The following is a 23,962-nucleotide window of genomic DNA, read 5'->3' on the forward strand; positions in this document are numbered from 1 at the left end:
ATCCCATTCGATCGGAATGATTTTCTTGCAGTGACCAATTTGGCGTACAGCCCATCCTCGTCTCTCATCCGCTGCGCTTTCGAGCGCGATGGCAAGAGTGCGGTTGTGGCCAACGACGCCCAAATCTCTTATGTCCCATTCCATCAAACACGAGTTTTCGTACGCAGTTGCCCCAACCAGCCTCGCCAAAAATTCAAAACGCGGTTTCACGCTCGTTGAACTTTTGGTCGTGATCAGCATCATCGGGGTCCTCGTCGGCCTGTTATTGCCCGCCGTCCAAGCAGCTCGCGAAGCTGCACGACGGATGTCATGCAGCAACAATCTAAAACAGATCGGCCTCTCGCTTCACAACTATGAATCGGCGTTCCGAGTCTTCCCGTCCCAGTCGTCATCGCCGGGGCCGGGTGCAGAGTGGACGACGCAGCGGGGCAGCTGGTTCACGTCGATCCTGCCGTTCATCGAACAAGACGGACTCTTCAGTTCCTTCGACAGTGACTATCACTGGCACGCCCCGGAGAATCTCGAAGCGGTGTCGACGGAAGTCCCAATGCTTCGCTGCCCATCGGCTCCCGATCGCACTGGGTTTGAGTGGACGGTGCTTGTCGATTATCCCAACGGTTCGTCGACCTATTCGCTCACCGCGAGAGACACCTATTACGGCGCCACCACCGACTACGCCAACGTCGGCGGTGTCGGATCGCAGCTGAGTGCAACGCTTCCACCACAGCAGCAACTCTCCGATCCAAGCAACTGCGGCGTGCTCAAATCAACCGCCGTACGATTGGCTGAAATCATTGACGGCTTGTCCAACACCGTCTTGCTGGTGGAATGTGCCGGACGGCCTGTGCTGTACCAAAACGGACGTGCGGTACCCGACGGTGCCACTCCCAAAACATGGAGCGGAAGCTCCAGCGTGACGCGGCCCCTGCCGACCGGTGGCGTCTGGGCCAGCCACAACAAAGGGTTTCTGGTGTACGGATCCCAACCCGATGGCAACACCGCGATTCGTCCCGGTCTGTGTAGCGTGAATTGCAGCAACGACAACGAGGTCTATGCGTTCCATCCCGGCGGAGCCAATGTGCTGATGTCCGATGGGGCGGTGCGGTTTATAAGCGAATCGCTCCCGATCGAGCAGCTTGTTGCGTTGGTCAGCCGCAATGGGCGGGAGGTCGTTTCGATTGACTGATCCGCCGCAAGCCAAAGTGTTGATGGTCGTGGGAACCAGTTCGTCGGCGGGCAAGAGCCTGTTGACGGCTGCGATCTGCCGTTGCTTCGCTCGACGCGGTTTACGCGTCGCACCGTTCAAAGCGCAGAACATGTCCAACAACGCAGCGGTCTGCAGCGGCGGAGGCGAAATCGGCAGGTCGCAAGCACTGCAAGCGATTGCCGCGGGCGTGGCCCCCAGCTTGGACATGAACCCGGTTTTATTGAAACCCGAAGGGCAGACCCGTTCGCAAGTTGTGGTCAATGGCCAGCCGACGCAAACGCGTGAAGCGACCGATTACTTTCAACGCCGCGAACAATTGTGGCCCATCGTCACATCGGCTCTCGACCGACTGCGGGCCAACAACGATGTTGTCGTGATCGAAGGGGCTGGCAGCCCGGTAGAGTTGAATTTGGCGGGCGTCGAACTGGTCAACATGTCGGTTGCCCGCTACTGCCAGGCTCCCGTCTTGCTGGTTGGCGACATCGAACGCGGCGGCGTGTTCGCGCAATTGCTCGGCACCCTGTGGCTACTGTCGCCCGAAGACCGCGCGCTGGTGCGGGGGCTGATCGTCAACAAGTTTCGAGGCGATCTTTCGCTTTTTGATTCGGGAGTGGAGATCCTGGAGCAGCGCGGCAAAGTTCCCGTGCTTGGCGTTCTCCCCTGGATCGGATCGCTGCACTTGCCCGAAGAAGATGCGGTGGCGCTGGACTGTCTGGCCCAGCCCAGCGATCCTTCAAGCGAGACAGACGAAGGCCGGCGCGTCGACGTCGCCGTCATCCGGTTGCCTCACATCGCCAACTTCGACGACTTCGATCCCCTGGATGCCGAACCCAACGTTCGGCTGCGCTACGTTCGTTCGTGCAGCGATCTGGGGGATCCCGATGTGGTAATCCTGCCTGGCACCAAAAACACCTTTGGCGATCTGAAATGGTTGCGCGACGTCGGGCTAGCCGATCGAGTGAAGCAATTGTCGGAAAAGGAAACGCACATCATCGGCATCTGTGGTGGCTATCAGATGCTGGGCCGACAGATCAACAACCCGCAAGGTCTGGAAGGCGGAGCGCATCGCGTCGAAGGACTGGGCCTGCTGGATGCCGAGACCACCTTCGGAGCGGCCAAACAGACTCGCCAGGTTCGGTTTGAAGTCCTCGACGAATCGGTCGTCCAAGGGATGCAAGGACAGACAGTTGTCGGCTACGAAATTCACCACGGCCAAACAGCAACTCAATCCGCTTGGTTGAAAAAGACCGACGCCCAAGAACCTTCGGAAGCAGCGGGCGCCGTCGATGGTGCCAGCGCCGCCGGGGGCCGGATCTGGGGATGTTATCTGCACGGCCTGTTCCACAACGATCCGTGGCGCAGCGCATTGTTGCGGAAACTAGGAATCTCGCCCGCCCCCGCTCAAGCCCTCTCATCGCACGACCAACTGCAACACTCTCTCGATCGGCTCGCCAATGCCTTTGAGGCACACGTCGACTTTGATCGATTGATGGACATTGTGTTCGAATCCTCCCCTCCACAAGAGCCCCAACATGACGGATGAAACCAACGAAGAACATCGCAAGCGGATGGTTCGGATCAACGAGATCAAAGATCGGCAACTAGCCAGCGCCACCAAGGAAAAGGGGCTGGTGATCGTTCACACCGGTGCGGGCAAAGGCAAATCGACGGCAGCGTTTGGGATGGCGATCCGCGCCCTCGGCCAAGGCATGAAGGTCGGGATCGTGCAGTTCATCAAGGGAGCGATCCCAACGGGAGAAGCCGAATTCATCAAACAGATCTCCGCAACCGGCATGCCGATCGAAATGCACACGATGGGCGAAGGGTTCACTTGGAAGACTCAAGACCGCGAGCGCGATATCGCAACCGCGATGAAAGGCTGGGAGCAGGCGGTCCAACTGATGCGCGACCCGTCGTTCGACCTGATCGTGTTGGACGAATTAAACATCGCAACCAAATACGATTACGTCCCCGCGTCGGTGGTCGTCGACGAATTGTTGGCGAAGCGGCCGATGTTGCACGTCGCGGTGACCGGCCGCAACGCCAGTCCGGAACTGATCGAGATCGCGGATTTGGTATCCGAGATGAAGGTCATCAAACATCCGTATGCCCACGGCATCCAACCGCAACGTGGAGTCGAGTTTTGATGTCGCAAGCTGACGAGCAAGATCAATCTTCCGGTCCGGCCGGCTCGGTGACGCTGGTTCTCGGAGGCGTGCGGAGCGGCAAGAGTCGGTTTGCGCAAGACCTCGCCGCGCAAATCGGCGGCGACGACGTGCTGTTTGTTGCCACCGCACAGGCTTCGTTTCAAGACCAGCCGGCCGACGAAGAGATGACGCGCCGCATCGATCATCACCGGCGGTCGCGTCCGTCGGCGTGGTCAACGCTCGAGCAACCACGGGACGTGGGACAAGCGATCCTGCAGACATCGCATCTGGCAAGCGTCGTGCTTGTCGATTGCTTGACCCTGTTGGTCAGCAACGTCATCTGCGACGGCGACCACTCCAAAAGTGGGCTCCACGATTTGGAAGCCCGCGTGATCGCGGAGGTCGATGCATTGATCCAGGTCGCTGCGAAACGACCGACACATTTGATCATCGTCTCGGGCGAAGTCGGTTGTGGCATCGTCCCCGAACATCCGCTGGGACGCACGTTTCGCGATCTGCTTGGCTTGGCGAACCAACGCCTCGCCGCCTCCGACGCGACAACCTACTGGATGGTCGCTGGACTGGCGATCAACGCGACAGCGATTGCATCCTCCACCGAACAGGCGGCTCAACAGATCCAACATCTCGCCAACGGAGCAGTCCAATGAACCACGCTCATCGTACGCTCCGATTTTGGTTGCTGCCTCTCCTAACGCTGCTCGCATTTGCCGCGGGCTGTCGCCAGGAAACGTCCAGCAGACCGGAGACCTCGCCGTCGGCGAGCGTCCAAACGATTTCCGATCGCCTGGATCGCGAAGTTCCGGCACAGCAACCCGCACAGCGAATCATCAGCCTCTCACCGGCGACCACGGAACTGTTGTTCGCCCTCGGACTCGGCGACTCGGTTGTCGGCGCAACCAAACATTGCAACTTCCCCCCCGCAGCACTCGAAATCCCACGCGTTGGCGGCGGCACGCTGGAGAGCATCAGCGCCGAAGTCATCGTCGCGGCTCAGCCGGATCTGGTGCTTTGCAAATGGGACTATCATCAACCGTTGATCGAATCACTGGATCGGTTGCAGGTCCGATCGATGGCGATTGGTGCCAAGAATCTGCAGGAGTTGTTCGAAGAGGCGAGGTGGATCGGAAAGTTGACCGACCGCACCGCGGAGGCCGAAGCGTTGGTCAGCAGGATGCAAAACCAACAACAGCATCTGTTGAACGTCGTCTCGCGCGTCAAACACGATCCTCCGATCCGCGTCTTCTACGAAGTTTGGGACGATCCATTGATGACCGCGGGACCGGATTCCTTTATCGACGAATTGCTGACGATGGCGGGGCTGCAAAACATCGTTTCCGACACGGCGGTTCGGTACCCAAGAATCAGTTCCGAAACGGTACTGCAAGGCGATCCCCAGTTGATCCTGGCACCAACAACCCATTTTGAGCAAGTCGACCTCGCGGAGATTCGCTCCCGACCGGGCTGGGATTTGATCACCGCCGTGACCAACCAGAGAATCTACTTGATCTCGGGCGACGAGATCTCTCGCTGTGGACCGCGAGTTCTCGATGCGTTGGCAGAGATCATCGTGGCGGCATACCCCGAAGCACGCGAGGACCTGCAGTTGGATGCAACCGACCAAACGAAGGTAGCACCCTAGATGTCAGCTCGCTGGAACATTCTGTTTGCGTCGATGGTGATGCTAGTTGTGGCGGTTTGCGTCTGCCTCGTGGGAGCCACCTCGATCTCGCCGAGCGAACTGTTTGCTGCGGCGACCGGCGGAGCTAGCTTAAGCGAATCGGACCGCGCGATCTTGTTCCAGCTGCGTCTGCCGCGAATCGTGGCTGCCGCATTTGTTGGCGGATCGCTTGCCGCAGCCGGTGTCGGCTTTCAGGGACTGTTCCGCAACCCATTGGCCGAACCGTATGTGATCGGCGCATCGAGCGGGGCAGGGCTGGGGGTGGCGATCGTCGTGATCTGCGGTCTGCGGGCATCGATCTGGTCGATCGGCGCGGTCGCCTCGCTTGCGATGCTTGGTTCGGTCGGGGTCGTGATGTTGGTGTTGATCGTCGGCAGTTTGGCGCGAACCACCTCCACGACGTCGCTGTTGCTGGCGGGAGTGGTGATCAGCAGCATGGTCAATGCGATCGTATCGGCGCTGATGTTCTTGTTCGACCAAAAAGCGGTTGTGATCCTGTCGTGGTTGATGGGATCGCTTGCCAGCAGCCACTGGGGAACGGCGATCTTGGCGGCCACTTTGGGTGGCGCAGGGATGATCGGAATCGGTTTACTGTCGAGGCCTTTGGACGCATTCGCCTTGGGCGACACCGCCTCGCAATCACTCGGATTGGACCTGTCCCGATTCCGCTGGTTGATCATCGGCGCCGCCAGCTTGGCGACCGCGGGCGCCGTGGCCGCCTCCGGAGTGATCGGGTTTGTCGGTCTGATCGCACCTCACATGGCGCGGCTGTTCGTCGGACCTCGACATGCTGTTTTGATTCCGATGAGCGTTTGCATCGGGGCGACGTTGATGCTGCTGGCGGATGCCGTGGCTCGAACGGTGATCGCTCCGGCAGAACTGCCCGTCGGCATCGTCACCGCACTCCTAGGGTGTCCTGTCTTCCTGTGGTTATTACTCAGCCGCCGAACGGGAGCATCCGCATGACGACTCTGTCAGCCCGATCGATCCGCTTTGGGTTCCATCGCGACAACGACGTGATTCGCGACCTGTCGCTGGATCTTGCCGATGGCGATGTGCTGGCGTTGTTGGGCGGCAACGGCGCGGGCAAGACGACGCTGTTGCGTCTGCTGGCTGGGCAATTGGTGCCTCAGCAAGGCGAGATCCTGCTGGACGACATGCCGATGCAAGCGTGGTCGCGGCGCGAGATTGCCCAACGCGTCGCGTTGATGCCACAGTCGGAGCGGTGCGAAGCAGGGCTTTCGGTTCGCGAGATGGTTCGACTGGGCCGAGCTGCTCATCGCGGTTGGTTGATGCCGTTGACCGAGGATGACGAACAAGCGGTCGACGAAGCGCTGCGGGTCACCGACATGCATCAGCTTCATCATCGGCAGGTCACGACGTTGTCGGGAGGCCAGTTGCAACGAGCGATCTTGGCGCGGTCGCTCGCCCAACACGCTTCGGTCCTGCTGTTGGACGAACCGACCAGCGGGCTCGATCTAAAACATCAATACGACTGCTTGAACCAAGTTCGCCAGCTGGCAAAAGAGCGGAATCTGATCGCCGTCGTCTCGATGCACGACTTGAATCAAGCGGCGATGTTCGCCGATCGAGTTGCCTTGTTGGCCGACGGGCAAGTCTTGGCGATGGGGGATTGCGAGTCGGTCTTTACCGAGGACTTGATCTACCAAACCTATGGCATCCGTGTGACCGTTGCGAAGCACCCCATCCACGACACGCCGCTAATCGTCCCGTTGTGCCAGGAAAGGTCACCGGGATGATACCGATGTTTGTAATTCTGATTGCTGTTTTGCTGGACGTTCGTTGGGGCGAACCGCCCAACCGTTTCCACCCTGTCGTTTGGATGGGATCGCTGATCGCATGGGCGAAAAAGAGATGCCCCGGCGATTGCGAAAATCGCAACGGCAACAAGCTCCGTTTTTTGTGGGGCATCGCAATCGTTGTCGTCGGTTCCTGCCTGGTTGGACTGGTCGGTTGGATCATCCAGGTCGGAAGCTCGCGAATGATCGCGGGGGAATTTTTCCAAAAACCGTTCGCCTGGGTGATCGTCGTGTTGGTGCAAGCCTTGGTGCTGAAATCGTGCTTCGGCATTTCGGCACTCTATCGTGCTGGACAATCGGTCTTCGAGGCACTCAGCCAAGAGGACATTCCGCGGGCGAGAACGCAGCTCGCCTATCACTTGGTCAGCCGCGACGTCGAACATTTATCCGCGTCGCAGATATCGGCCGCCGCGATCGAATCGGTCGCAGAGAATACGTCCGATTCGATTGTCGCCCCGCTCTTCTTTTATGTTACCGCTGGTTTGCCAGGCGTTTTGATCTATCGCTTTGCCAACACCTGCGATGCGATGTTGGGTTATCGCACAACGGAATTGGAGTGGCTCGGAAAACCAGCTGCTCGCTTCGACGATCTCCTGAACTTGATCCCCGCACGCATCACCGCGGTTCTGATGATCGCTGCGAACAATCCATTTCGCCGCGAAGCGTCGTCGGCATTAAAAACGTGGCTCCGCGATGCCCGCGCGACTGCCAGCCCCAACGCAGGGCATCCGATGAGCGTCGCTGCGGGACTGCTGGAGGTCTGCCTTGAAAAGCGAAACCATTATCGGCTGGGTTGGGAATTCCCGCCGCCAACTCGTGCTGACATCTCCCAAATGCTGGTCTTGTTCCGGCGCACGGTTTGGCTTGCCGTGATTCTCGCATCTGCATCCTGTCAGATCGCAATGTTCCTTCCATCCAGGAGCACTCCATGAAAGCGCCCCCAGCATCGACTGGCGAAGAGCACCACGGTGGCATCGATTCGAACGAACTCAAAGCCCGCCAGATCGATCCGCGAAATGTGCTCGACCTCAGCAGCAACCTGTTGTTTGTCGACCATCCGCAACGCGTCAAGAATGCGATCCGGACATCCCAATTCTCGCACTACCCCGATCGCGATTGTGGTCCGTTGTTGGATGCGCTGGCAGCGCGACACCAGATCCCTACCGATCGCATCTTGGCGGGAAACGGTTGCTGCGAATTGATTCACTTGGTCGCCAGCACGCTGTTGGATTCCGGAGACCGCGCGATGGTGGTCGGCCCCACTTTTTCAGAATACGCGCGGGCGTCGCGGATCGCTGGTGCGAATGCCTATGAAGTGCGTTCGCACGCGTCCGAAGCGTTTGCAGTTCCCACCGAAGCGCTCCAGAACGATCTGGAAAGTCAGCCGCCGCGACTGGTCTGGATTTGCAATCCCAACAACCCGACGGGGCAACGGATCGACGCTGTGGTGATCCAACATTGGGTGGAGTCCTTTCCGCAAACGACCTTTGTTGTCGACGAATCGTATATCGATTTCTCCGTGTCGACGCAGAGTCTTGTCGGAAACGAAGCCGCAAACTTGATAGTCCTACGTTCGATGACCAAGTCGCACGCGTTGGCTGGGCTGCGATTGGGATACCTGGTCGCATCGGAGCCGCAGATCCAAGCGTTGACCGCGCGACGCATCCCTTGGTCGGTCAACGAACTTGCCCAAGCCGCCGGTGTCGCCGCGCTCATGTCGCAGCCCCATTACGATGCCGCGATGCAGCGTCTACAAACCGAACAAGCGCGTTTGATCGGCGAACTTCGGCAACGCGGCTACGATCCACTTTCCAGCGAGACCGGTTTCTTCATGCTGCCGGTAGGAAATGCCACGGCGTTTCGCGATCGATTGTTATCAAGCGGTGTCCTGGTGCGAGATTGCACTTCGTTTGGACTTCCCGAGCATGTCCGGATCGCGATCGGTGACGCTTCGGCAACCGACCGTTTGCTCGCCGCGATCGACGGCCGCCCGCTGATTGCCACGACGCCAAGCGATGCGGTTGAGTCCGGCAGTGCGCCGACTTGGGGAGACGATTTTCGTTCCCAGCTGTACCAACTGTTTCGCCTGCGACGCGATGTGCGACGCTTCCGTACCGACCCCATCGCCCCACAGCTGATGGCTCAATGGATCGAAGCCGCCTGCATGGCACCTTCGGTTGGGCTGTCGCAACCGTGGCGATTCCTGTCGGTCGATCAACCATCGCTTCGCGAGCGGGTTTCGGCGGAGTTTGAATTGCAGAACGAATCGGCAGCAAGCGGATACGAGGATGCCGAACGCCAGCAGTATCAAAAACTGAAGCTCGCCGGACTTCGCGAAGCCCCCGAACAGCTCGCTATTTTTGTTGTCCCCGAACCGTCGCAAGGGCGTGGGCTGGGGCGGCAAACGATGCCCGAAACGGTTGTCTATTCCGTCGTCGCCGCCATCCAGAACCTCTGGCTGGCAGCCCGCTGTGACGGCGTAGGTGTCGGCTGGGTTTCCATCCTTCGACCGGATCGCATCAGCAAGATCCTGGCGGTCCCCGATCACTGGCAATTGATCGCCTATTTGTGCTTAGGGTACCCGAGCGATCCCGCCCAAGAGATTCCCACGCTTGAGCTGGCCGGCTGGGAAGAACGCATGCAGACAAACCAATTGTGGACTCATTCATGACATCGATCGAAAATTTGTTGTTCGACATGGCACAACTGTTCTGGTGGCCGGTGCTGCTGCTGGTGCTGTTCACGTTTGCCTACGCGCTGTTCAAACTCGGCGGCTTCCTGATCGAAGCGTTCCTGCGACTGCGGCTGCCGCAGCGGCATTGGGTCGTTCCGACCAATGCAACCGGTTCGCTCGAATCGATGGAACTGCTTGTGCTTCGCGAGCTGGAAGGGTTGCGACTGTGCAGCCGGATCGCACCGATGCTGGGACTTGTCGCGACGATGATCCCTCTTGGGCCTGCGCTTGCCGCCGTGTCGTCGGGGCAGTCGCAAATCACCGCCAACAGCATGGGGGGCGCGTTTGCAGCAGTGATCATCGCGTTGGTCGCGGCGTCGATCACGTTTGCGATCTATACCATCCGGCGGCGATGGTTAATGCAGGAATTGACGCATTGGATGGAATCCCAAACCAGCGAACCGGAGTCGACATGAACCGACGCCGTATCCAAATCCTCAGCAGTGACGACAGCGATCCGATGCTCTCATCGATCAATTTGGTCGATGTCTTCTTGGTCGCGTTGGCGATCCTGATGATCGCGTTGATGAATCACCCGTTGGCCGATTTGGCAAGCGGCGATTTCACGCTGATTCGCGATGAGGGGAAGCCGACGATGGAGATCATCGTCAAGCAAGGGAAACAACTGTCACGCTTTCAGTCGACGGGGCTGTCTTCCGAAGGGAACGGCACCGAAGCCGGCACCGCCTATCGCATGAAGGACGGGTCGATGGTCTACGTCCCCAAATCGAGCCCTTCGGACAACGAACATCCATCCCAACCATGACCTCATCACAACACGACTTCATTCGACACATTGCACTCAAAGGCTCTCGGTTGTCACGCTACGATTCACACACAGAACGGTGTTCCTTGGTTTTACAAAACGTTCGACGCCCCTGGTTGTCCACCGGTTCGATCCTCGCGATCGCCCTGGCGTCGGGCCTTTGCATGGCCTGCAACCGGCAAGCGTTCGCCGACGAAGAGGACAAGTCGGTGCTGGTCCTGCATTCCTATTTGATCTCGCCGGCGCGGATCGCAACGCTGCAATCGGCGACGAAAGAGGCACCGGTCGATTTGCGTTTTTTGGCAGCCGACTCAGCTGACGCCGAAACGATGCGATCGGAGATCGAACAGGCCGACTTGGTCCTGTTGGATGTTGCTCATGAGAGTGTGCTGACGCCGATCGTTTCCAAATCGGCGGAGGAGATCCAGAAGTCCGATCTCCCCTATATCCTGGTGCCGGGACTCGATCGCGTGCGTCGGGGGCAGCTGATACAGGCGGCCTCTATAGCAAGCCAACACAAGGTTTCCGAAGCGGCCGCGGAGCGGATTCGCCAATACTTCCGATACGGCGGCCAAGCCAACACGTCGCATCTGATGGCAGCGTTGGCGACCGATCTCAGCAACACACCCGCAGCCGATCTGCCAGCCGCCGTAGCGTTTCCAGAACAGGGGTTTTATCACCCCGACTGGACCGAGATCGAAACAAGTCGAGACGTCATCCAGACGAAGCTCTCCGACTCAGCCAAACCGGTTGTCGCGATCGCGATCAACCCAGCCACCCTCTCCTCGGGCGATACCCATTGGTTGGATGCGATCCTCGCGGCGCTGAAACAGCGCGACATCAATGGCTATGCGTTCTACGGGCCGCGACAGAACAGCCGGCTATTTACCGAGATGACTTGCCGCGAAGAGGAGGGGAAAGCTGTCGCTTTCGCCGACCTGATCATCAATGCGGCGTTGATCTTTCGCCCCGCCGAACGCAAGGTCGAACTGGAGCGGATCGGCGTGCCGGTGCTGCAGACATTGCCTTCGCTTGAGCGCGACGCAGATCAATGGGATGCCAGCGACGATGGCCTCGCGATGGCGAACGTTTCCTACTATTACGCATCGAGCGAATTGGCGGGGATGATCGCCCCGGTCTTGATATCGGCTCGCAACGCCGACACAGGATTACTCGAACCGATCGATCAACAGATCGAAGCGTTGGCCGATCGGGCAGCCGAGATTTGCCGACTGCAACAAAGTCAGCGGGCCGAGCGACGGATCGCGATGATGGTTTACAACTATCCTCAAGGCGAAAACAACTTCGGCGCTTCGTTCCTGAATGTTCCCAAGAGTCTTGTGAACGCGATTGCTGCGATGGAGCAGGCGGGATACGCAACCGAGACGATCGATGAAGCAAGCCTGACATCGGCGGTCCAATCGTCGCTGCGAGCACTTTACGATCCTGCCGCCTTGGTCGCGCAGCAAGCAGCCGGAAAAGCTGGCTTTCTGTCGTTGGAGCAATATCAATCGTGGTTCGACCAACTGCCGGCGGCGACTCGAGAGCGCATCGAGAACCACTGGGGCGATCCACGCTCAGCGGCCGTCCGCACCGACGCGGGCGAGACCGGTTTTGTAATTCCCGGCGTTCAACTGGGTAACATCCACGTGATCCCACAACCGCTCCGCCATGAGGTGACTGCGGCGACGGAGACCGAACTGCGGAAGCAGCGGATCAATCACAATTCGGCGGTCCCGCTTAGCCACAAGTACCTGGCGACTTATCTGTATTTGCGAGAGACGTTGGATGCCGATGCAGTCGTCCATTTTGGCACGCACGGAACGCTCGAATGGGCTCCCGGCAAACAACGAGCCCTTTCGGTCGACGACGATCCGCTGCTTGCACTCGGTTCGCTGCCGAACATCTACCCCTACATCATGGACAACCTGGGTGAAGCCACAACGGCCAAGCGACGTTCCCAAGCGGTGATGATCAGCCACATGACGCCGATGTTCTCGCCCGCCGGATTTCGGCCGGGGCTGCACGCGATGCACGACCTGATGCACGACTGGGAAACGATCGCCGACGGGCCGGTTCGAAAGCAGATGGAGAAACAACTTGTCGATCGTTTCGCCGAACACAATCTCGATCGCGACCTCGGTTGGTCGACCGATCGGATCGCTGGCAACTTCGAAGAATTCATGGAGGTCCTGCACCCTTATTTGGATGACATCGCTCAAACCGCACAACCGCAGGGATTGGCGGTGCTGGGGGAGGTGCCCAATCAACAGCGACGCTTTGGGATGGTCATGCAAATGCTTAGGAAGCGGTTGATCGAGGCGTTGGGAGAAGACATCGACGAAGTCTTCCTCCTGGATGCCGACAAGGTCGGTAATTCACGCCCGGCGCGTTGGCTGCGATTGGCGTTGGAAGATCCGCAAGCCGCTTCGCAACTGGATCTCCGCAAGATCGACAACCTCGATTCCAGCAAGCACACCTCGGTCCCCAACCGCGCTGCGGGAAAGTCGTTGGACGCAGCCGTGCTTCTCGAACTTGCGCTCGAAGCGCAGCGACTCGATGCCTTGTTGGCAACCAACAATGAAATCCCAGCTCTGCTTGCCGCACTCGATGGCCGACACGTCCCTTCCAGCTACGGCGGCGATCCGGTACGCAATCCCGACAGCCTGCCGACGGGAAAAAATCTGTACGGCTTCGATCCCTCGCGAGTCCCCACGCGGCAAGCTTGGGAGATCGGCGTCGGCGTCTTGGACGACTGGATCGCAAGCTATCGTCTGCGGCACGACAACGCTTTTCCACAGAAGATTGCATTTACGATGTGGGCAGGTGAAACGATGCGGCACCACGGCGTGATGGAATCGCAGATCTTTCACGCTCTGGGAGTCCGTCCGCGATGGGACGATACCGGCCGCATGCAGGGCATCGAACTGATTGAAGATTCGGATCTCGGACGTCCTCGAATCGATGTGCTGATGTCGGTCACCGGATCGTACCGCGACCAGTTTCCCCATTTGATAAAGTGGATCGACGAAGCTGTCGTGATGGTGGCAAATCTCGAGTCAACAAACTCCGATTCCGACGATGCCGAAGCAGGGGCGAACTTCGTTGCCGATCATGCCCGTTCGCTGCGAGAGCAATTGATCGCCGACGGGGCAACCGACGAACAAGCCGAGCGTCAATCGACCGCCCGCGTCTTCTCCAACGAATCGGGAAACTACGGCACCGGATTAAACGACGCCGCTTATGCCAGCGACCTCTGGGAACATCAACAAGCCAACGGCGGCGACGCGGAGATGGCAAGCCTGTTCGTTAACCGCATGGGATACGCCTACGGCGAAGGACTCGATGGCGTCGCGGCATCGGAACTGTTTGTCAAACAGGTCGCCGGCGTCGATGCAGCTTTTCTGTCGCGATCCTCGCACACCTACGGCGTCCTCACCAGCGACGATCCATTTGCCTATCTCGGTGGCTTCGCCCTTGCCGCTCGCGCTGCCGGTGGCGACAAGTCGCCTGAACTGTATGTGCAAAATTTGCGTGACGAATCCGAAGTCATCCTCGATTCCGCCGCCAGCGCGATCGCTAAAGAGATGCAATCGCGGTACCTGCACCCGCAATGGATCAAGGCGCAACAGGCCGAAGGATACAGCGGCACTCTGCAGGTTTTAAAGGCGACACAGTTTCTGTGGGGATGGCAAGTCACATCGCCCGAATCGGTCCGGGAAGATCAGTGGCAGTCGATGCTGGATACCTATGTGAACGATCAATATGAATTGGGAACGCGGCAGTGGCTTCAAGAACACAACCAACACGCTTTGGCACAGGTGCTGGAACGGATGGTGGATGCCGTTCGGTTGAACTATTGGCAACCCGACCAGGAGACTCAGCAGACTCTCTTTGCCGCCTACCACCAAGCGACACGTTCCAGTGAATTGATCGAAAGCAATCGTCTGGTTGCCGAGTTCGTTTCCCAGCAGCTATCGCCATCGGAACTCGCCGCGGATGCTGCGGTTCCTCCACCGCAAGCCACAACAACACCGCAACCGACACAAGATGTCACACCACAAACATCCGAAACCGAAGCACCTGAACCAACAAAGTTTGTCCAGGGACAGGAACTGCGGCCGACCGACGCGGCCGATGATTCGCCACAAGTCACCAACTGGAACGCCGCGATGATGCTCGGCCTCTCCTTGTTGCTTGTGATCATCGGTGCCTTTCTGCAGCATCGCCGGCTTGTGAAATAGCTAGGAGAACACGTCATGACAAATACGACACCGCGCGTCGACAGCGACGCGATCCAATCCCAACTCGCCCAGCTTTGCAAGCCGCCGGGGAGTCTGGGGATGATCGAATTCGCGGCCACGCGGCTCTGCGAAACTCAACAAACGCTGCACCCCCAAACGCGTCCACGACACGTGACGGTCTTTGCCGCCGACCATGGGGTGACGTGTGAAGGAGTCACGGCGTGGCCCAGCGAGGTGACCGGCGCAGTGGTCAAGGTGATGCAGACCGGGCGTACGGCAAGCGGAGTCTTCGCGCGAACGTTGGACGCGAACTACGAAGTCGTCGACGTCGGTCTGTTGCAATCGATCCACAACAGCGGTGATGCGGTTCCCGCCACGTCGCTTCGGGATGCCGCCAAACGACGCGGCACCGCAAATCTATTGCGCGAGGCGGCGATGGCGGAATCCGATTTCGACCATGCTTGGGACGTCGGCGTCGAACGAGCCGAAGCGGCGATCGCCGAGAACAGCCAAGTGCTGATCGGAGGCGAAATGGGGATCGGAAATACGACCGCAGCAACCTGTTTGATCGGCCTGCTTTGCGAATCGGAGATTGGTTCCAACGTTGCCGAAATCGTCGGTCGCGGCGCGGGGCTCGACGATCAACAGCTCTCCCACAAACAGCAGGTCGTCGTAGCGGCGATCGAACGCGTGCGAGCGATGGGACCACTGAATGCAAAACAAATCGGATGCGAAGTTGGCGGACTGGAGATCGTCGCGTTGGCCGGTCTCTACGCTCGAGCGGCCCAGGCAGGTCGGACCGTCTTAATCGATGGCGTGATCGCGACGTCGGCGGCGGTGCTGGCCGATGCGATACATCCCGGAACGCGAGCTCAAATGATTGCCGGACATCGGTCGACGGAGCCTGCGCATAATGCGGCGCTGGCGAAGCTGCAACTGATGCCGATTGTCGATTTGCAAATGCGGCTCGGAGAGGCAACCGGTGCGATCGCCGCATTGCCGATCCTGGATCTTGCCGCGGCAATGCTCTGCGAGATGGCTACTCTTGGCGAGCTGGAACTGTGATGTCAGAACCAACGCAATCCAGCGATCGGCAAGCCTGCTCGCCCTGGGAATGCTTTGTGATCGCGGTTCAGTTCCTGACCCGCGTTTCGATTTTTCGTCAGCGACAGCTTTCGAGCGACCAATACCGGCTGGCCCTTCGCCGATCGGTCCTCTTCTTTCCTATCGTCGGCGGATTCGTCGGGCTCTTCACGGCGGTGACCTTTGCAACTCTTCTGCTGGCCGGAGTCCCCGCGTTGGTTTCCGCGTTGGTCGCGGTCGGTTTCGAAGCATTGCTGACCGGCGCGTTCCACGAAGATGCGTTCGCCGATACGTGTGACGCGTTGGGTGGTGGATGGACGCGAGACCAAGTGCTGGAAATCATGAAGGACAGCCGGCTGGGCACCTATGGAACCATCGCGTTGGTTGCCGGCGTGGGGGCCCGCGCCGCGGCGATCGCTGCGATGGGAGAAACGGACATCCGTTGGTCGATCGTTGCCATCGTCGCCGCGGCAGCGATCGGACGGATCGCGATCGTTGTGATGATGGCCACGACGTCGCCCATCGACGATCGCGCTTCGCAAGCCCGAGATGTCGCCGGTTCGCAGACGCTCAAGACAGTCATCGCAGCCACCCTGGCGAGCCTTCCTTTCTGGAGTGCCTGGTTGATGCTGTCCCCTTCGTGCGCCGCAGCTTCGATGTTGGTATCGGCGATAACCCTGACTTGGTTTCGTCGCAAGATCATGCGGCGGATCGGTGGCACCACAGGCGACTTATTGGGGGCCAGCGGATTCCTGATTCAACTTGTTGTCACGATCGGAGCGACAGCAAGATGACAGTCCCACAAGAAAACCTCGTTCAAGAAGTCATCATGGTGCGTCACGGCGCCGTCGATCCGCAGTGGAAGGGGATCTGCTACGGTGCGATGGACGTTTCGCTGAGCGAACAGGGATACAGCGACTCTCGGCAGGCAGCTCGACAGCTGAGCGAACGCTTTCACCCGTCGGTCATCTTCCACAGCGGCCTGTCACGCACCCGATTCTTGGCGGAAGAGATCGCCCAAGCGTACGGCGGCGCAGTTCCCTGCATCGAGGACCATCGCTTGCGAGAGCGCGACTACGGAGATTGGCAGGGACAAACCTGGGACGCCGCCTACGCAAGCGATCCCGACAACTTCGATGGCCTCATCGAAGATCCCGATCACTATCGACCGCCCGGCGGCGAAACCACTTCCCAGATGCAAGCGCGCGTCGCCCAGTGGTTCAGCGAACAACTGAATCCATATGGCCACGATCGACCGAAAACTCTGATCGCCGTCTCGCACAGCGGCCCGATCGCAGCGTTGGCAGGTCATATACACGAAAAACCACCGACACAATGGCAGCCGTACACGATCGGCACGCTTGAATCGATCCGGGTGAGACAGATCGCCAGCGGAGAGCAAACACGCTGGCAGATCGACCGACAAACAGCCGGCATGCGTTAGCGTGCCGGCTGTCCAAGCGAACCGGACGCTAACGCGTGCCGGCTGATACCTCAAATGGAAACCCTGATTTGTCCGACGCCAACGGCACAGCGTTACGCTGCGCGGCGAAGCGGTTCGGAGACGGGGAATGCCAGCGTCTGCGGCTGCGATTCCTCGAACGCCTGGGGCGATTCGATCGACGCCGAGGCAAGCTTTCGCAGATCGCGATCGATCTCTTGTCGACGCTTGCCGGCCAAGATCGACGCTGCAACCCGGCCTGCTGCCGTGGTCCAGGTTCCGATCCGATGCGGCTGAGTCAAACAAGACAGCATCGCAAAACCGATCGTTGCCGCGGCACCGCTAGCTGGGCCAGCCGATTGCAATTGATATCCCGTGCGGAATCCAACGCTCTCGATCTCGACGGCATCTTCGTACGTCGTGACTCGCGATTCGCCAGCGATCTGAATATCGTAAGCCGCCTTCTTCACCCACCGCGATGCGAAGGCTTCGAAGTCGACTGCGGTGGCGACCGAACTGGCTTTTAAGCACTGCCGGAGCGCCGAAACTCTCCAGAACGATGCAGCCAGAAACAGTCCGCTGATCCGGTCTGCTTCCAAGCGGCCAACCGCCGTCGCACCGTGGGCGATCGGACGTCGCAACCGCAGCGCATTGGTGGTCCAACCGGCAGCCAGGATCAGATCGTGATCGTCCATGTCGCAAACCAACGGCGAAGCGCAAGCAACGTCGTGATCTGCAAAGGTTTCGTCGATCGAATCGGTCCAGCCGGAGGTGGCTTGAAAGCCATCCGCCAACACGTGAACGATTGGACTGGTGGCGATTTCGCTGCCCGCCCGCACGAGGTTCAGCAGCGTGCAGTCGTTACCGACAGCAAAACAAACCTCACCGGCCAGTTCAAAGGGGTCTTCATAATTGCCGTCGTGGGCAACGATCACTTCACAATCATCGGGACGATTCTCCAGCACGGAAACCAATGTGGTTTCGAAGTCTTCGGAATGGGATCGCAGCGGAATAATGATCGATAAACGTGGCACGTTTACCTCCTGACACACATCGCTTGAGATAGCGGATGGACCTGAATGGCGGGCCTCAAATGTTGTCGCTCGCACTATGCGGATTTGATCGGAACGCGATGCAAGACAACGCAATCAATCCAATTCAGATGGCAGATAAAATGCAGTCAGCCAAGGTCGCCACTTTGCCAATCGGTACAGTTTACCGATTGGCAGTGCAGGAAGAATTGCTAGCAATATGCCAGCTGGCTATGCCAAGAAGGTCCGTAGGACGGGGGCGATCGATGCCGATGCCGGTTGAGCGTCGCGAGTGTTCCAATAAGGGAAATCGCCGTAGGCTTTGAGTTCGTAATACAGCAGGATGCAGGCGATCAACAGTGCCAACGCACTGGCGATCAACATCACTGTATAGACACTCAACGCTTGCTTCTGCTTGATATTATTTGATGCTTGTGTCGACACGGTCGCCCTCCTTCATGATTCCGCTCTGCAGCTCGGGCAGGATCTCAGCGACGCTTTGATTTGGTTCGGTCTTGCGAACTCGCAGCCGTCCCAGATACTTGCCACCGCGTGTGACCTCTAAGAAATGTCCCTCTCGCAAGCCTTCGTCGTAACCGATCGAGACCTGAACCAACCGGCTCGGCTGGCTGACCAACAACACGACGCCGTTGCGTTTGGGCGGTGCGTTGTCGATCGGGTCTTCGGGATTGATGTCCGAAGCGGTGAGGACTTCTTTATAACGCGTGTTCTGAGCGATCAGTTGCGTGTTGCGTTCTTGCATCTCGGAAACGACACCCTTGGTCGCGTTCAGTTCATCGCTGACCCGAGCTGCGGTGTAGAACAATTGATCGCGGTCTTCACGCTCTTTGCGAATCTGAGTCCGCAGGCCGGCGTTCTCCGAAGTCAAACGCGTCAGTTCTTGCGTCTGCGTGTTGACCTCTTGGGTCAACGCGGTCTTCAGACCCTCGAGCGTTTGAACTTCGCTGACCGCATTCTGCAGATTGCTACGCAATTCAGCAGCTTCGGTCTGCAGCGCCGCAAGCGCGGTCCGTCGAGCGGCTCGCTCGTGAGCCAACGCGACTTCGGCACGAGTCAACGACTCTTGCAACTGTTTGATTCCCCGCTCCTTCGCTTCGACCATCTGCTTGAGACCGGTCGATGGATTGATTGCGGCGTCACGCCAGTTTTTGTGCGTTGCGGTAACCATGATGGCGAGCAACAGGAAGCTCATGCTGAGCACAAAAATCAGCGCTGAAAATATCTTTCCCAGAAAGGTCATGGAAGGTTTCCCTACACGTTACGGAGCGAACCGAGTTTGCCCGTCAGGTCGCACGAGAATTGGACGACAGACAAGGTTAGGACCGGACAAATATTGAAGCACGTTTGAAGTATAGTCAGCGCCAGAAAATGATTCAAACATTAAACCACGAATCCCAAAATGCCTCGCAAGAGGGGGTGTGGTTGCAGCGAATGAGCGAGTTACCAGCTGTAGAGCGACTCGCCGCCCCCGAATCGTCCCCAACTTTGCCGGTTGGGGAATTCATGAGTCCGCCGGTTTGCGATCCCGGTTTCGAATTAAGCCGGTGACTTCAGCTCCGACCTGACCCCTTTGATCTGCCTTAAGAAGGCTTCCATCGAAGGCATCCGGTCCTGGACGTTGGGGCTGATGCAACGCATGATCGCCGTCGCCAACACAGGATTCAGGTCGGGGCGGAACTGCAAGATCGGGATCGGTGGATGCGTGTCGTGCTGCAGCGCGGCTTTGCCAGTCGTGTCGTTGACAGGCCACGGGAACTCAAACGCGCACAACGTGTAGATCGAAACGCCAAAGGCGAACACGTCGACGCGTTGGTCGGTCTGCCGACGGCGAACGATTTCCGGCGCCATATAAAGAGGCGTCCCGGTGCGGTTGCCCGGCTGCATATAAGGAGGCAACGCGGGGACGGTCAAACCGAAGTCGATGAGCTTTATCCGATCCATGTCGGAGGAACAGATAAAGTTGCGAGGGCAGATGTCGCGGTGAATGAATCCCTTCTCGTGGACGTATTTCATCCCCTCAGCCATCTGTCGGATCAGCGATAAACGCTTCCCGGCCAAGGTCTCTTCTTTCCGCGTCTGGATGACCTGCAACAGCCCAGGGCCGTCGACATATTCCATCACCAGATAGGGTTGCCCCTGCTTGGTGGTCCCATATTCGTAGGTCTCCACGACGTTGGGGTGCTGCATTTGCACAGCGATCGCCCCTTCGATCGGTTTCTTGAGGCCTTTGAAGCGGGCTTCGAAGGTGGCTACTTTTTCCGCGTCGCACAATTTCAGCCCGACCACGCGGTTGTATTGCCGATCCCGGGCGGTGATGAAGTTACTCATCGTCCCCGAAACTGCCGACCGCATCCGCTCAAAGCGGGCTTCGACATCCAGGCTGTTGCTCCCCTTGGTTTGCTTGCTCTTCGGAACCGCCGCGGCGCCGGAATCTCCCTCTTCCGTCTTCTTTTTGCCGATCAGCGATTGAATTTTGTCCAGCAGACCCATAAACGTAATTCGTAGTCGAGGGGAGGAGTGTTATTTGCCACAGTAGTCGATGACGCGGGCGATCTCCGATTTCAAGCGATCGCGAGCGACGATCCGATCGATAAAACCATGCTCCAACAGGAATTCACTGGTCTGAAAACCCTCGGGCAATTCGATGCCGATCGTCGCTTTGATCGTCCGCGGTCCGGCGAAACCGATCAATGCCTTGGGTTCGGCGAAACAGAGATCTCCCAACGAAGCAAAACTAGCAGCGACGCCGCCCATAGTGGGGTTGGTCAAGACGCTGATGAACAGCCCGCCCGATTCGTGATATCGAGCCAGCGCTGCGGAGACCTTCGCCATCTGCATCAGCGATAGGATCCCTTCGTGCATCCGAGCCCCGCCGCCGGAGCCACTAATAATGATCAAGGGTAGGTTCTGTTCGGTCGCTCGTTCGATCAACCGCGTCAACCGCTCGCCGACAACCGATCCCATGCTTCCCATGATAAACGCACTGTCGGTAACTCCAAACGCAACGCGGCGAGCTCGGATCATTCCGGTTCCGGTCAGAGCGGCATCGACCAATCCGGTCCGCTTCTGTTCGGCTAACAATCGCTCGGCATAACGTTTTCGGTCAGCAAATTCCAAGGGATCGGTGGGCCTCAGCTCTTCGTCCCAGGCTTCAAACGTCCCTTCATCCAAGACCTGTTCGACTCGATCGGCAGCCGAAACGTAAAGATGGTGGTCGCACTTAGGGCAGACATTCAGCCGCCGTTGGACCTCTTTGCGGTAGACGCTCGACAAGCATCCGGGGCATTTGATCCACAAACCCTCGGGAATTCCGCGTTTTTTGGTATTGGGGGCTTCGCTGTTCGATTCGACGGTCGCCATGCAATTATTCACCCATCAAAGGGGCAGTGAAGATATTAAATTCGCGTTGTTCGCGATCCAAATATATCGGTTATCGCAATTTTTCGCTGCATCGGTTGGATCGGGGCCCCAGCCCCGCAACGCTTCAGCCCCGTTAGCCTACGATACCGCTAAGGATTCTTCTAGGCATATAGCCAGGGCTAAGTGGTGTTTCAATTGCAGGCATCAGCCGGCACGCGGTAGCGACGTGTTCGCTTGGACAACGCCGCGCCGCCGCGGCTCGCCTCATTCGCCGAAGCACAAACACTTAATTGCCCTGGGCATATGGCGTCCGACGTTCGCCCGTGAGAGCATAGGCACCTATTGTAATCAGCTTTTGCTGTGCCGCACGTAAGGAGGTTTCCGATGACCAGCCGCTTGCAGATCACTGCCGACGACAAAGCCACCTTCGACCGCGAGGGTTTTCTGATGGTCTCCCAACTGCTCTCGCCGCCGGAGGTCCAGCTGTTGGAACAAATCGCCCGCCGCGATCGCGAGATCGAATCGGCAGCGACCGCCCGCAGCGACGCCGCCGGAGGCCAAACCGTGCTGGCCGTCCGCGATCATTTATCCGACGACATGTTCAGCGCCATCGCACGCTGCCAACGCGTCGCCGGATCGATGCAGTCGCTGATGGGAGAAGAGATCTACCACTACCACCATAAACTGATGCTCAAAGAACCTCGCGTCGGCGGGGCCTGGGAATGGCATCAAGATTACGGATATTGGTACAACTACGGCTGCCTGTTTCCGCGGATGGCCAGTTGTTACATCGCGATCGATCGCGCCGGCCGCGACAACGGTTGCTTGCAAGTCATCCCTCAGTCGCAACAGTTGGGGCGGTTGGAGCATGGCAAAGTTGGCGGCCAGACCGGCGCCGATGAAGCTCGCGTCGACCAGATTCTGAAACGACTGCCCCTGCTGCACGTCGAGATGCAGCCCGGCGACGCGCTCTTCTTTCACGGCAACCTGCTGCATCGTTCCGACCAAAACCGCAGCGAGCATTCGCGTTGGTCGCTGATCTGTTGCTACAACGCCCGCAGCAACAATCCCTACGAAGTCATTCGCCACAACGGATACCAGCCGCTCGAAATGATCGGCGACGACGACGTGCTGACCGCCGGCACGAACCAGTGGAACGCGCTCACCCAAACCTAATCAAGTAACAAATAGAATCTCCTCGTTTAACCGCGTGGGCATCGCCCCGCGTTTTGTAATGCCCGCGAGGCCCGCCGGCGCAGACGCTCCCTACTTAAACAGACAGCTTGAAAGACGAACCCGATGGCACGTTGGAAAATCGCCGGCATCAACTTCGAACATTTTCACATGGGCGACAACTTGCGGCTGGCCGCAGCGTTGCCCGACGTCGAAATCGTTGGCCTGTGCGATGAACAACCCGATCGCATGCAGCAGGCGATCGACGAATTGCAACTGCCCAGCGAAAAGGTCTTCAGCGATTGGCAGGCTTGCCTGGACCAGACGCAGCCCGACATCGTGCTGCTGTGTCCAGCCGCTGCGGGGCACGGTCTGTGGACCGAGCGCGTGATGGCTCATGGAGTTGATGTGCTGATCGAAAAACCGATGGCGGCGTCGCTCGCCGAAGCCGATTCGATGATCGCCGCGGCGCAGCGGGCCGGTCGGACGCTGGCGATCAATTGGCCGATGACCTGGTTTCCCACTCATCGCACCGCCCACCGTTTGATCCGCGAAGGGATGATCGGCGACGTGATCGAGGTTCATTATTACGACGGCAATCGTGGCCCGCTACACCATGCGGCGGGCAAGCAGCAGCGAACGGCGGAGCAGATTGCCGCCGACAAACCGAACAGCTGGTTCTATCAGAAGGCGGCTGGCGGCGGAGCGTTGTTGGATTACCTGGGCTATGGAGCGACGTTGGCGACATGGTTCAACGGCGGCCAACGGCCGATCGAAGTCACCGCGGTCGTCGACCAACCGGCGGGGCTGGAAGTCGACGAGCACTGCGTGGCGGTGCTCCGTTATGCAACCGGACTCAGCAAGCTGGAGACCCGTTGGGGAACGTTCACCGATCCCTGGACACACCAACCGCAACCGCGATGCGGATTTGTGATCGTCGGCACCGAAGGGACGATCGGATGTTTCGATTACCAACCGACGGTCCGACTGCAGACCCGCGAAGAGCCCGCCGGCGTGGAGATCCCTGTCGACGCGCAAGCGTTGATCGACAGCAACCCCGTCGCCTACCTGATCCACTGCTTGGAAAACCGCCTGCCGATCGAAGGGCCACTCTCACCGGAAACCTCCCGGATCGGACAACAGATCGTCGACACCGCGATCGCCAGCGCCGCGGCCAAGCAAACGCTGCCGCTGTTGGACTAATCGAACACCTTCTGCAACCCCGAAACGATAAGT

General features: G+C 58.8%; 22 protein-coding genes. 17 read left to right on the forward strand and 5 right to left on the reverse strand.

The window, feature by feature from the left end:
• Positions 1 to 130 precede the first annotated feature (130 nt).
• The 15 genes from CA51_RS22670 (at position 131) to CA51_RS22740 (ending at position 17,144) form a co-directional block, all read left to right on the forward strand.
• Complete coding sequence (locus CA51_RS22670) at positions 131 to 1,186, forward strand: DUF1559 family PulG-like putative transporter (protein WP_197451407.1); 1,056 nt, start codon at positions 131 to 133, stop codon at positions 1,184 to 1,186.
• The gene (locus CA51_RS22675) at positions 1,179 to 2,750 is read left to right on the forward strand and encodes a cobyric acid synthase (RefSeq protein WP_197451408.1); all 1,572 of its coding nucleotides are present in this window, start codon (positions 1,179 to 1,181) and stop codon (positions 2,748 to 2,750) included. Before CA51_RS22670 ends, CA51_RS22675 begins: the two co-directional genes overlap by 8 nt.
• Positions 2,740 to 3,354, forward strand: coding sequence for a cob(I)yrinic acid a,c-diamide adenosyltransferase (gene cobO, locus CA51_RS22680; RefSeq protein ID WP_145123424.1), 615 nt, complete (start codon positions 2,740 to 2,742; stop codon positions 3,352 to 3,354). The genes CA51_RS22675 and cobO overlap by 11 nt, the downstream gene beginning before the upstream one ends.
• Positions 3,354 to 4,022, forward strand: coding sequence for a bifunctional adenosylcobinamide kinase/adenosylcobinamide-phosphate guanylyltransferase (cobU, locus tag CA51_RS22685; RefSeq protein ID WP_145123425.1), 669 nt, complete (start codon positions 3,354 to 3,356; stop codon positions 4,020 to 4,022). The genes cobO and cobU overlap by 1 nt, the downstream gene beginning before the upstream one ends.
• A complete protein-coding gene (locus CA51_RS22690; RefSeq protein ID WP_145123426.1) occupies positions 4,019 to 5,014 on the forward strand; it encodes an ABC transporter substrate-binding protein in 996 nt (331 codons plus the stop codon). The genes cobU and CA51_RS22690 overlap by 4 nt, the downstream gene beginning before the upstream one ends.
• Entirely contained in the window at positions 5,015 to 6,019 is a 1,005-nt protein-coding gene (locus CA51_RS22695) for a FecCD family ABC transporter permease (RefSeq protein WP_145123427.1), read from the forward strand. It begins immediately after the preceding gene.
• Positions 6,016 to 6,813 (forward strand): ABC transporter ATP-binding protein, encoded by a 798-nt coding sequence (locus CA51_RS22700; RefSeq protein ID WP_145123428.1) that lies wholly within the window; start codon positions 6,016 to 6,018, stop codon positions 6,811 to 6,813. Before CA51_RS22695 ends, CA51_RS22700 begins: the two co-directional genes overlap by 4 nt.
• Before the next feature lie 5 nt (positions 6,814 to 6,818).
• A complete protein-coding gene (cbiB, locus tag CA51_RS22705) occupies positions 6,819 to 7,805 on the forward strand; it encodes an adenosylcobinamide-phosphate synthase CbiB (protein ID WP_197451409.1) in 987 nt (328 codons plus the stop codon).
• Positions 7,802 to 9,544: a 5,6-dimethylbenzimidazole synthase gene (bluB, locus tag CA51_RS22710; RefSeq protein ID WP_145123430.1), complete on the forward strand. Its 1,743-nt coding sequence runs from the start codon at positions 7,802 to 7,804 to the stop codon at positions 9,542 to 9,544. The genes cbiB and bluB overlap by 4 nt, the downstream gene beginning before the upstream one ends.
• Complete coding sequence (locus tag CA51_RS22715) at positions 9,541 to 10,023, forward strand: MotA/TolQ/ExbB proton channel family protein (RefSeq protein ID WP_145123431.1); 483 nt, start codon at positions 9,541 to 9,543, stop codon at positions 10,021 to 10,023. Before bluB ends, CA51_RS22715 begins: the two co-directional genes overlap by 4 nt.
• Positions 10,020 to 10,373, forward strand: coding sequence for a DUF2149 domain-containing protein (locus tag CA51_RS22720; RefSeq protein ID WP_145123432.1), 354 nt, complete (start codon positions 10,020 to 10,022; stop codon positions 10,371 to 10,373). Before CA51_RS22715 ends, CA51_RS22720 begins: the two co-directional genes overlap by 4 nt.
• A 116-nt stretch (positions 10,374 to 10,489) precedes the next feature.
• Positions 10,490 to 14,617, forward strand: a complete 4,128-nt coding sequence (gene cobN / locus CA51_RS22725; RefSeq protein WP_197451410.1) for a cobaltochelatase subunit CobN — start codon at positions 10,490 to 10,492, stop codon at positions 14,615 to 14,617.
• 15 nt (positions 14,618 to 14,632) lie between these two features.
• Positions 14,633 to 15,682, forward strand: coding sequence for a nicotinate-nucleotide--dimethylbenzimidazole phosphoribosyltransferase (locus CA51_RS22730; protein ID WP_145123434.1), 1,050 nt, complete (start codon positions 14,633 to 14,635; stop codon positions 15,680 to 15,682).
• Positions 15,682 to 16,494 carry an adenosylcobinamide-GDP ribazoletransferase gene (locus tag CA51_RS22735; protein WP_145123435.1) on the forward strand — a complete coding sequence of 271 codons (813 nt, stop codon included), beginning with the start codon at positions 15,682 to 15,684 and terminating at the stop codon, positions 16,492 to 16,494. Before CA51_RS22730 ends, CA51_RS22735 begins: the two co-directional genes overlap by 1 nt.
• The gene (locus CA51_RS22740; protein ID WP_145123436.1) at positions 16,491 to 17,144 is read left to right on the forward strand and encodes a histidine phosphatase family protein; all 654 of its coding nucleotides are present in this window, start codon (positions 16,491 to 16,493) and stop codon (positions 17,142 to 17,144) included. Before CA51_RS22735 ends, CA51_RS22740 begins: the two co-directional genes overlap by 4 nt.
• A 92-nt stretch (positions 17,145 to 17,236) precedes the next feature.
• Here CA51_RS22740 and CA51_RS22745 read toward each other — a convergent pair whose 3' ends face one another.
• The 5 genes from CA51_RS22745 to accD all read right to left on the reverse strand — a co-directional run bounded on the left by CA51_RS22745 (position 17,237) and on the right by accD (position 21,553).
• On the reverse strand, positions 17,237 to 18,175 hold the full coding sequence (locus CA51_RS22745) for a glycosyltransferase family 2 protein (RefSeq protein ID WP_145123437.1): 939 nt from the start codon (positions 18,173 to 18,175) through the stop codon (positions 17,237 to 17,239).
• A gap of 228 nt (positions 18,176 to 18,403) precedes the next feature.
• On the reverse strand, positions 18,404 to 18,616 hold the full coding sequence (locus CA51_RS22750) for a hypothetical protein (protein WP_145123438.1): 213 nt from the start codon (positions 18,614 to 18,616) through the stop codon (positions 18,404 to 18,406).
• Positions 18,594 to 19,433 (reverse strand): hypothetical protein, encoded by an 840-nt coding sequence (locus tag CA51_RS22755; RefSeq protein ID WP_145123439.1) that lies wholly within the window; start codon positions 19,431 to 19,433, stop codon positions 18,594 to 18,596. The genes CA51_RS22750 and CA51_RS22755 overlap by 23 nt, the downstream gene beginning before the upstream one ends.
• Before the next feature lie 296 nt (positions 19,434 to 19,729).
• Complete coding sequence (locus CA51_RS22760; protein ID WP_145123440.1) at positions 19,730 to 20,683, reverse strand: serine/threonine-protein kinase; 954 nt, start codon at positions 20,681 to 20,683, stop codon at positions 19,730 to 19,732.
• Between the two features lie 30 nt (positions 20,684 to 20,713).
• Positions 20,714 to 21,553: an acetyl-CoA carboxylase, carboxyltransferase subunit beta gene (gene accD, locus CA51_RS22765; RefSeq protein ID WP_145123441.1), complete on the reverse strand. Its 840-nt coding sequence runs from the start codon at positions 21,551 to 21,553 to the stop codon at positions 20,714 to 20,716.
• Between the two features lie 384 nt (positions 21,554 to 21,937).
• On the opposite strand from accD, the gene CA51_RS22770 reads away from it, so the two are divergent.
• Together CA51_RS22770 and CA51_RS22775 are read left to right on the forward strand one after the other, a co-directional pair.
• The gene (locus CA51_RS22770) at positions 21,938 to 22,729 is read left to right on the forward strand and encodes a phytanoyl-CoA dioxygenase family protein (protein WP_145123442.1); all 792 of its coding nucleotides are present in this window, start codon (positions 21,938 to 21,940) and stop codon (positions 22,727 to 22,729) included.
• A 123-nt stretch (positions 22,730 to 22,852) separates the two neighbouring features.
• The gene (locus tag CA51_RS22775) at positions 22,853 to 23,929 is read left to right on the forward strand and encodes a Gfo/Idh/MocA family protein (protein WP_145123443.1); all 1,077 of its coding nucleotides are present in this window, start codon (positions 22,853 to 22,855) and stop codon (positions 23,927 to 23,929) included.
• The last annotated feature ends 33 nt before the right edge of the window (positions 23,930 to 23,962 follow it).

The sequence above is a fragment of the Rosistilla oblonga genome, from assembly GCF_007751715.1.
Taxonomy (GTDB): domain Bacteria; phylum Planctomycetota; class Planctomycetia; order Pirellulales; family Pirellulaceae; genus Rosistilla; species Rosistilla oblonga.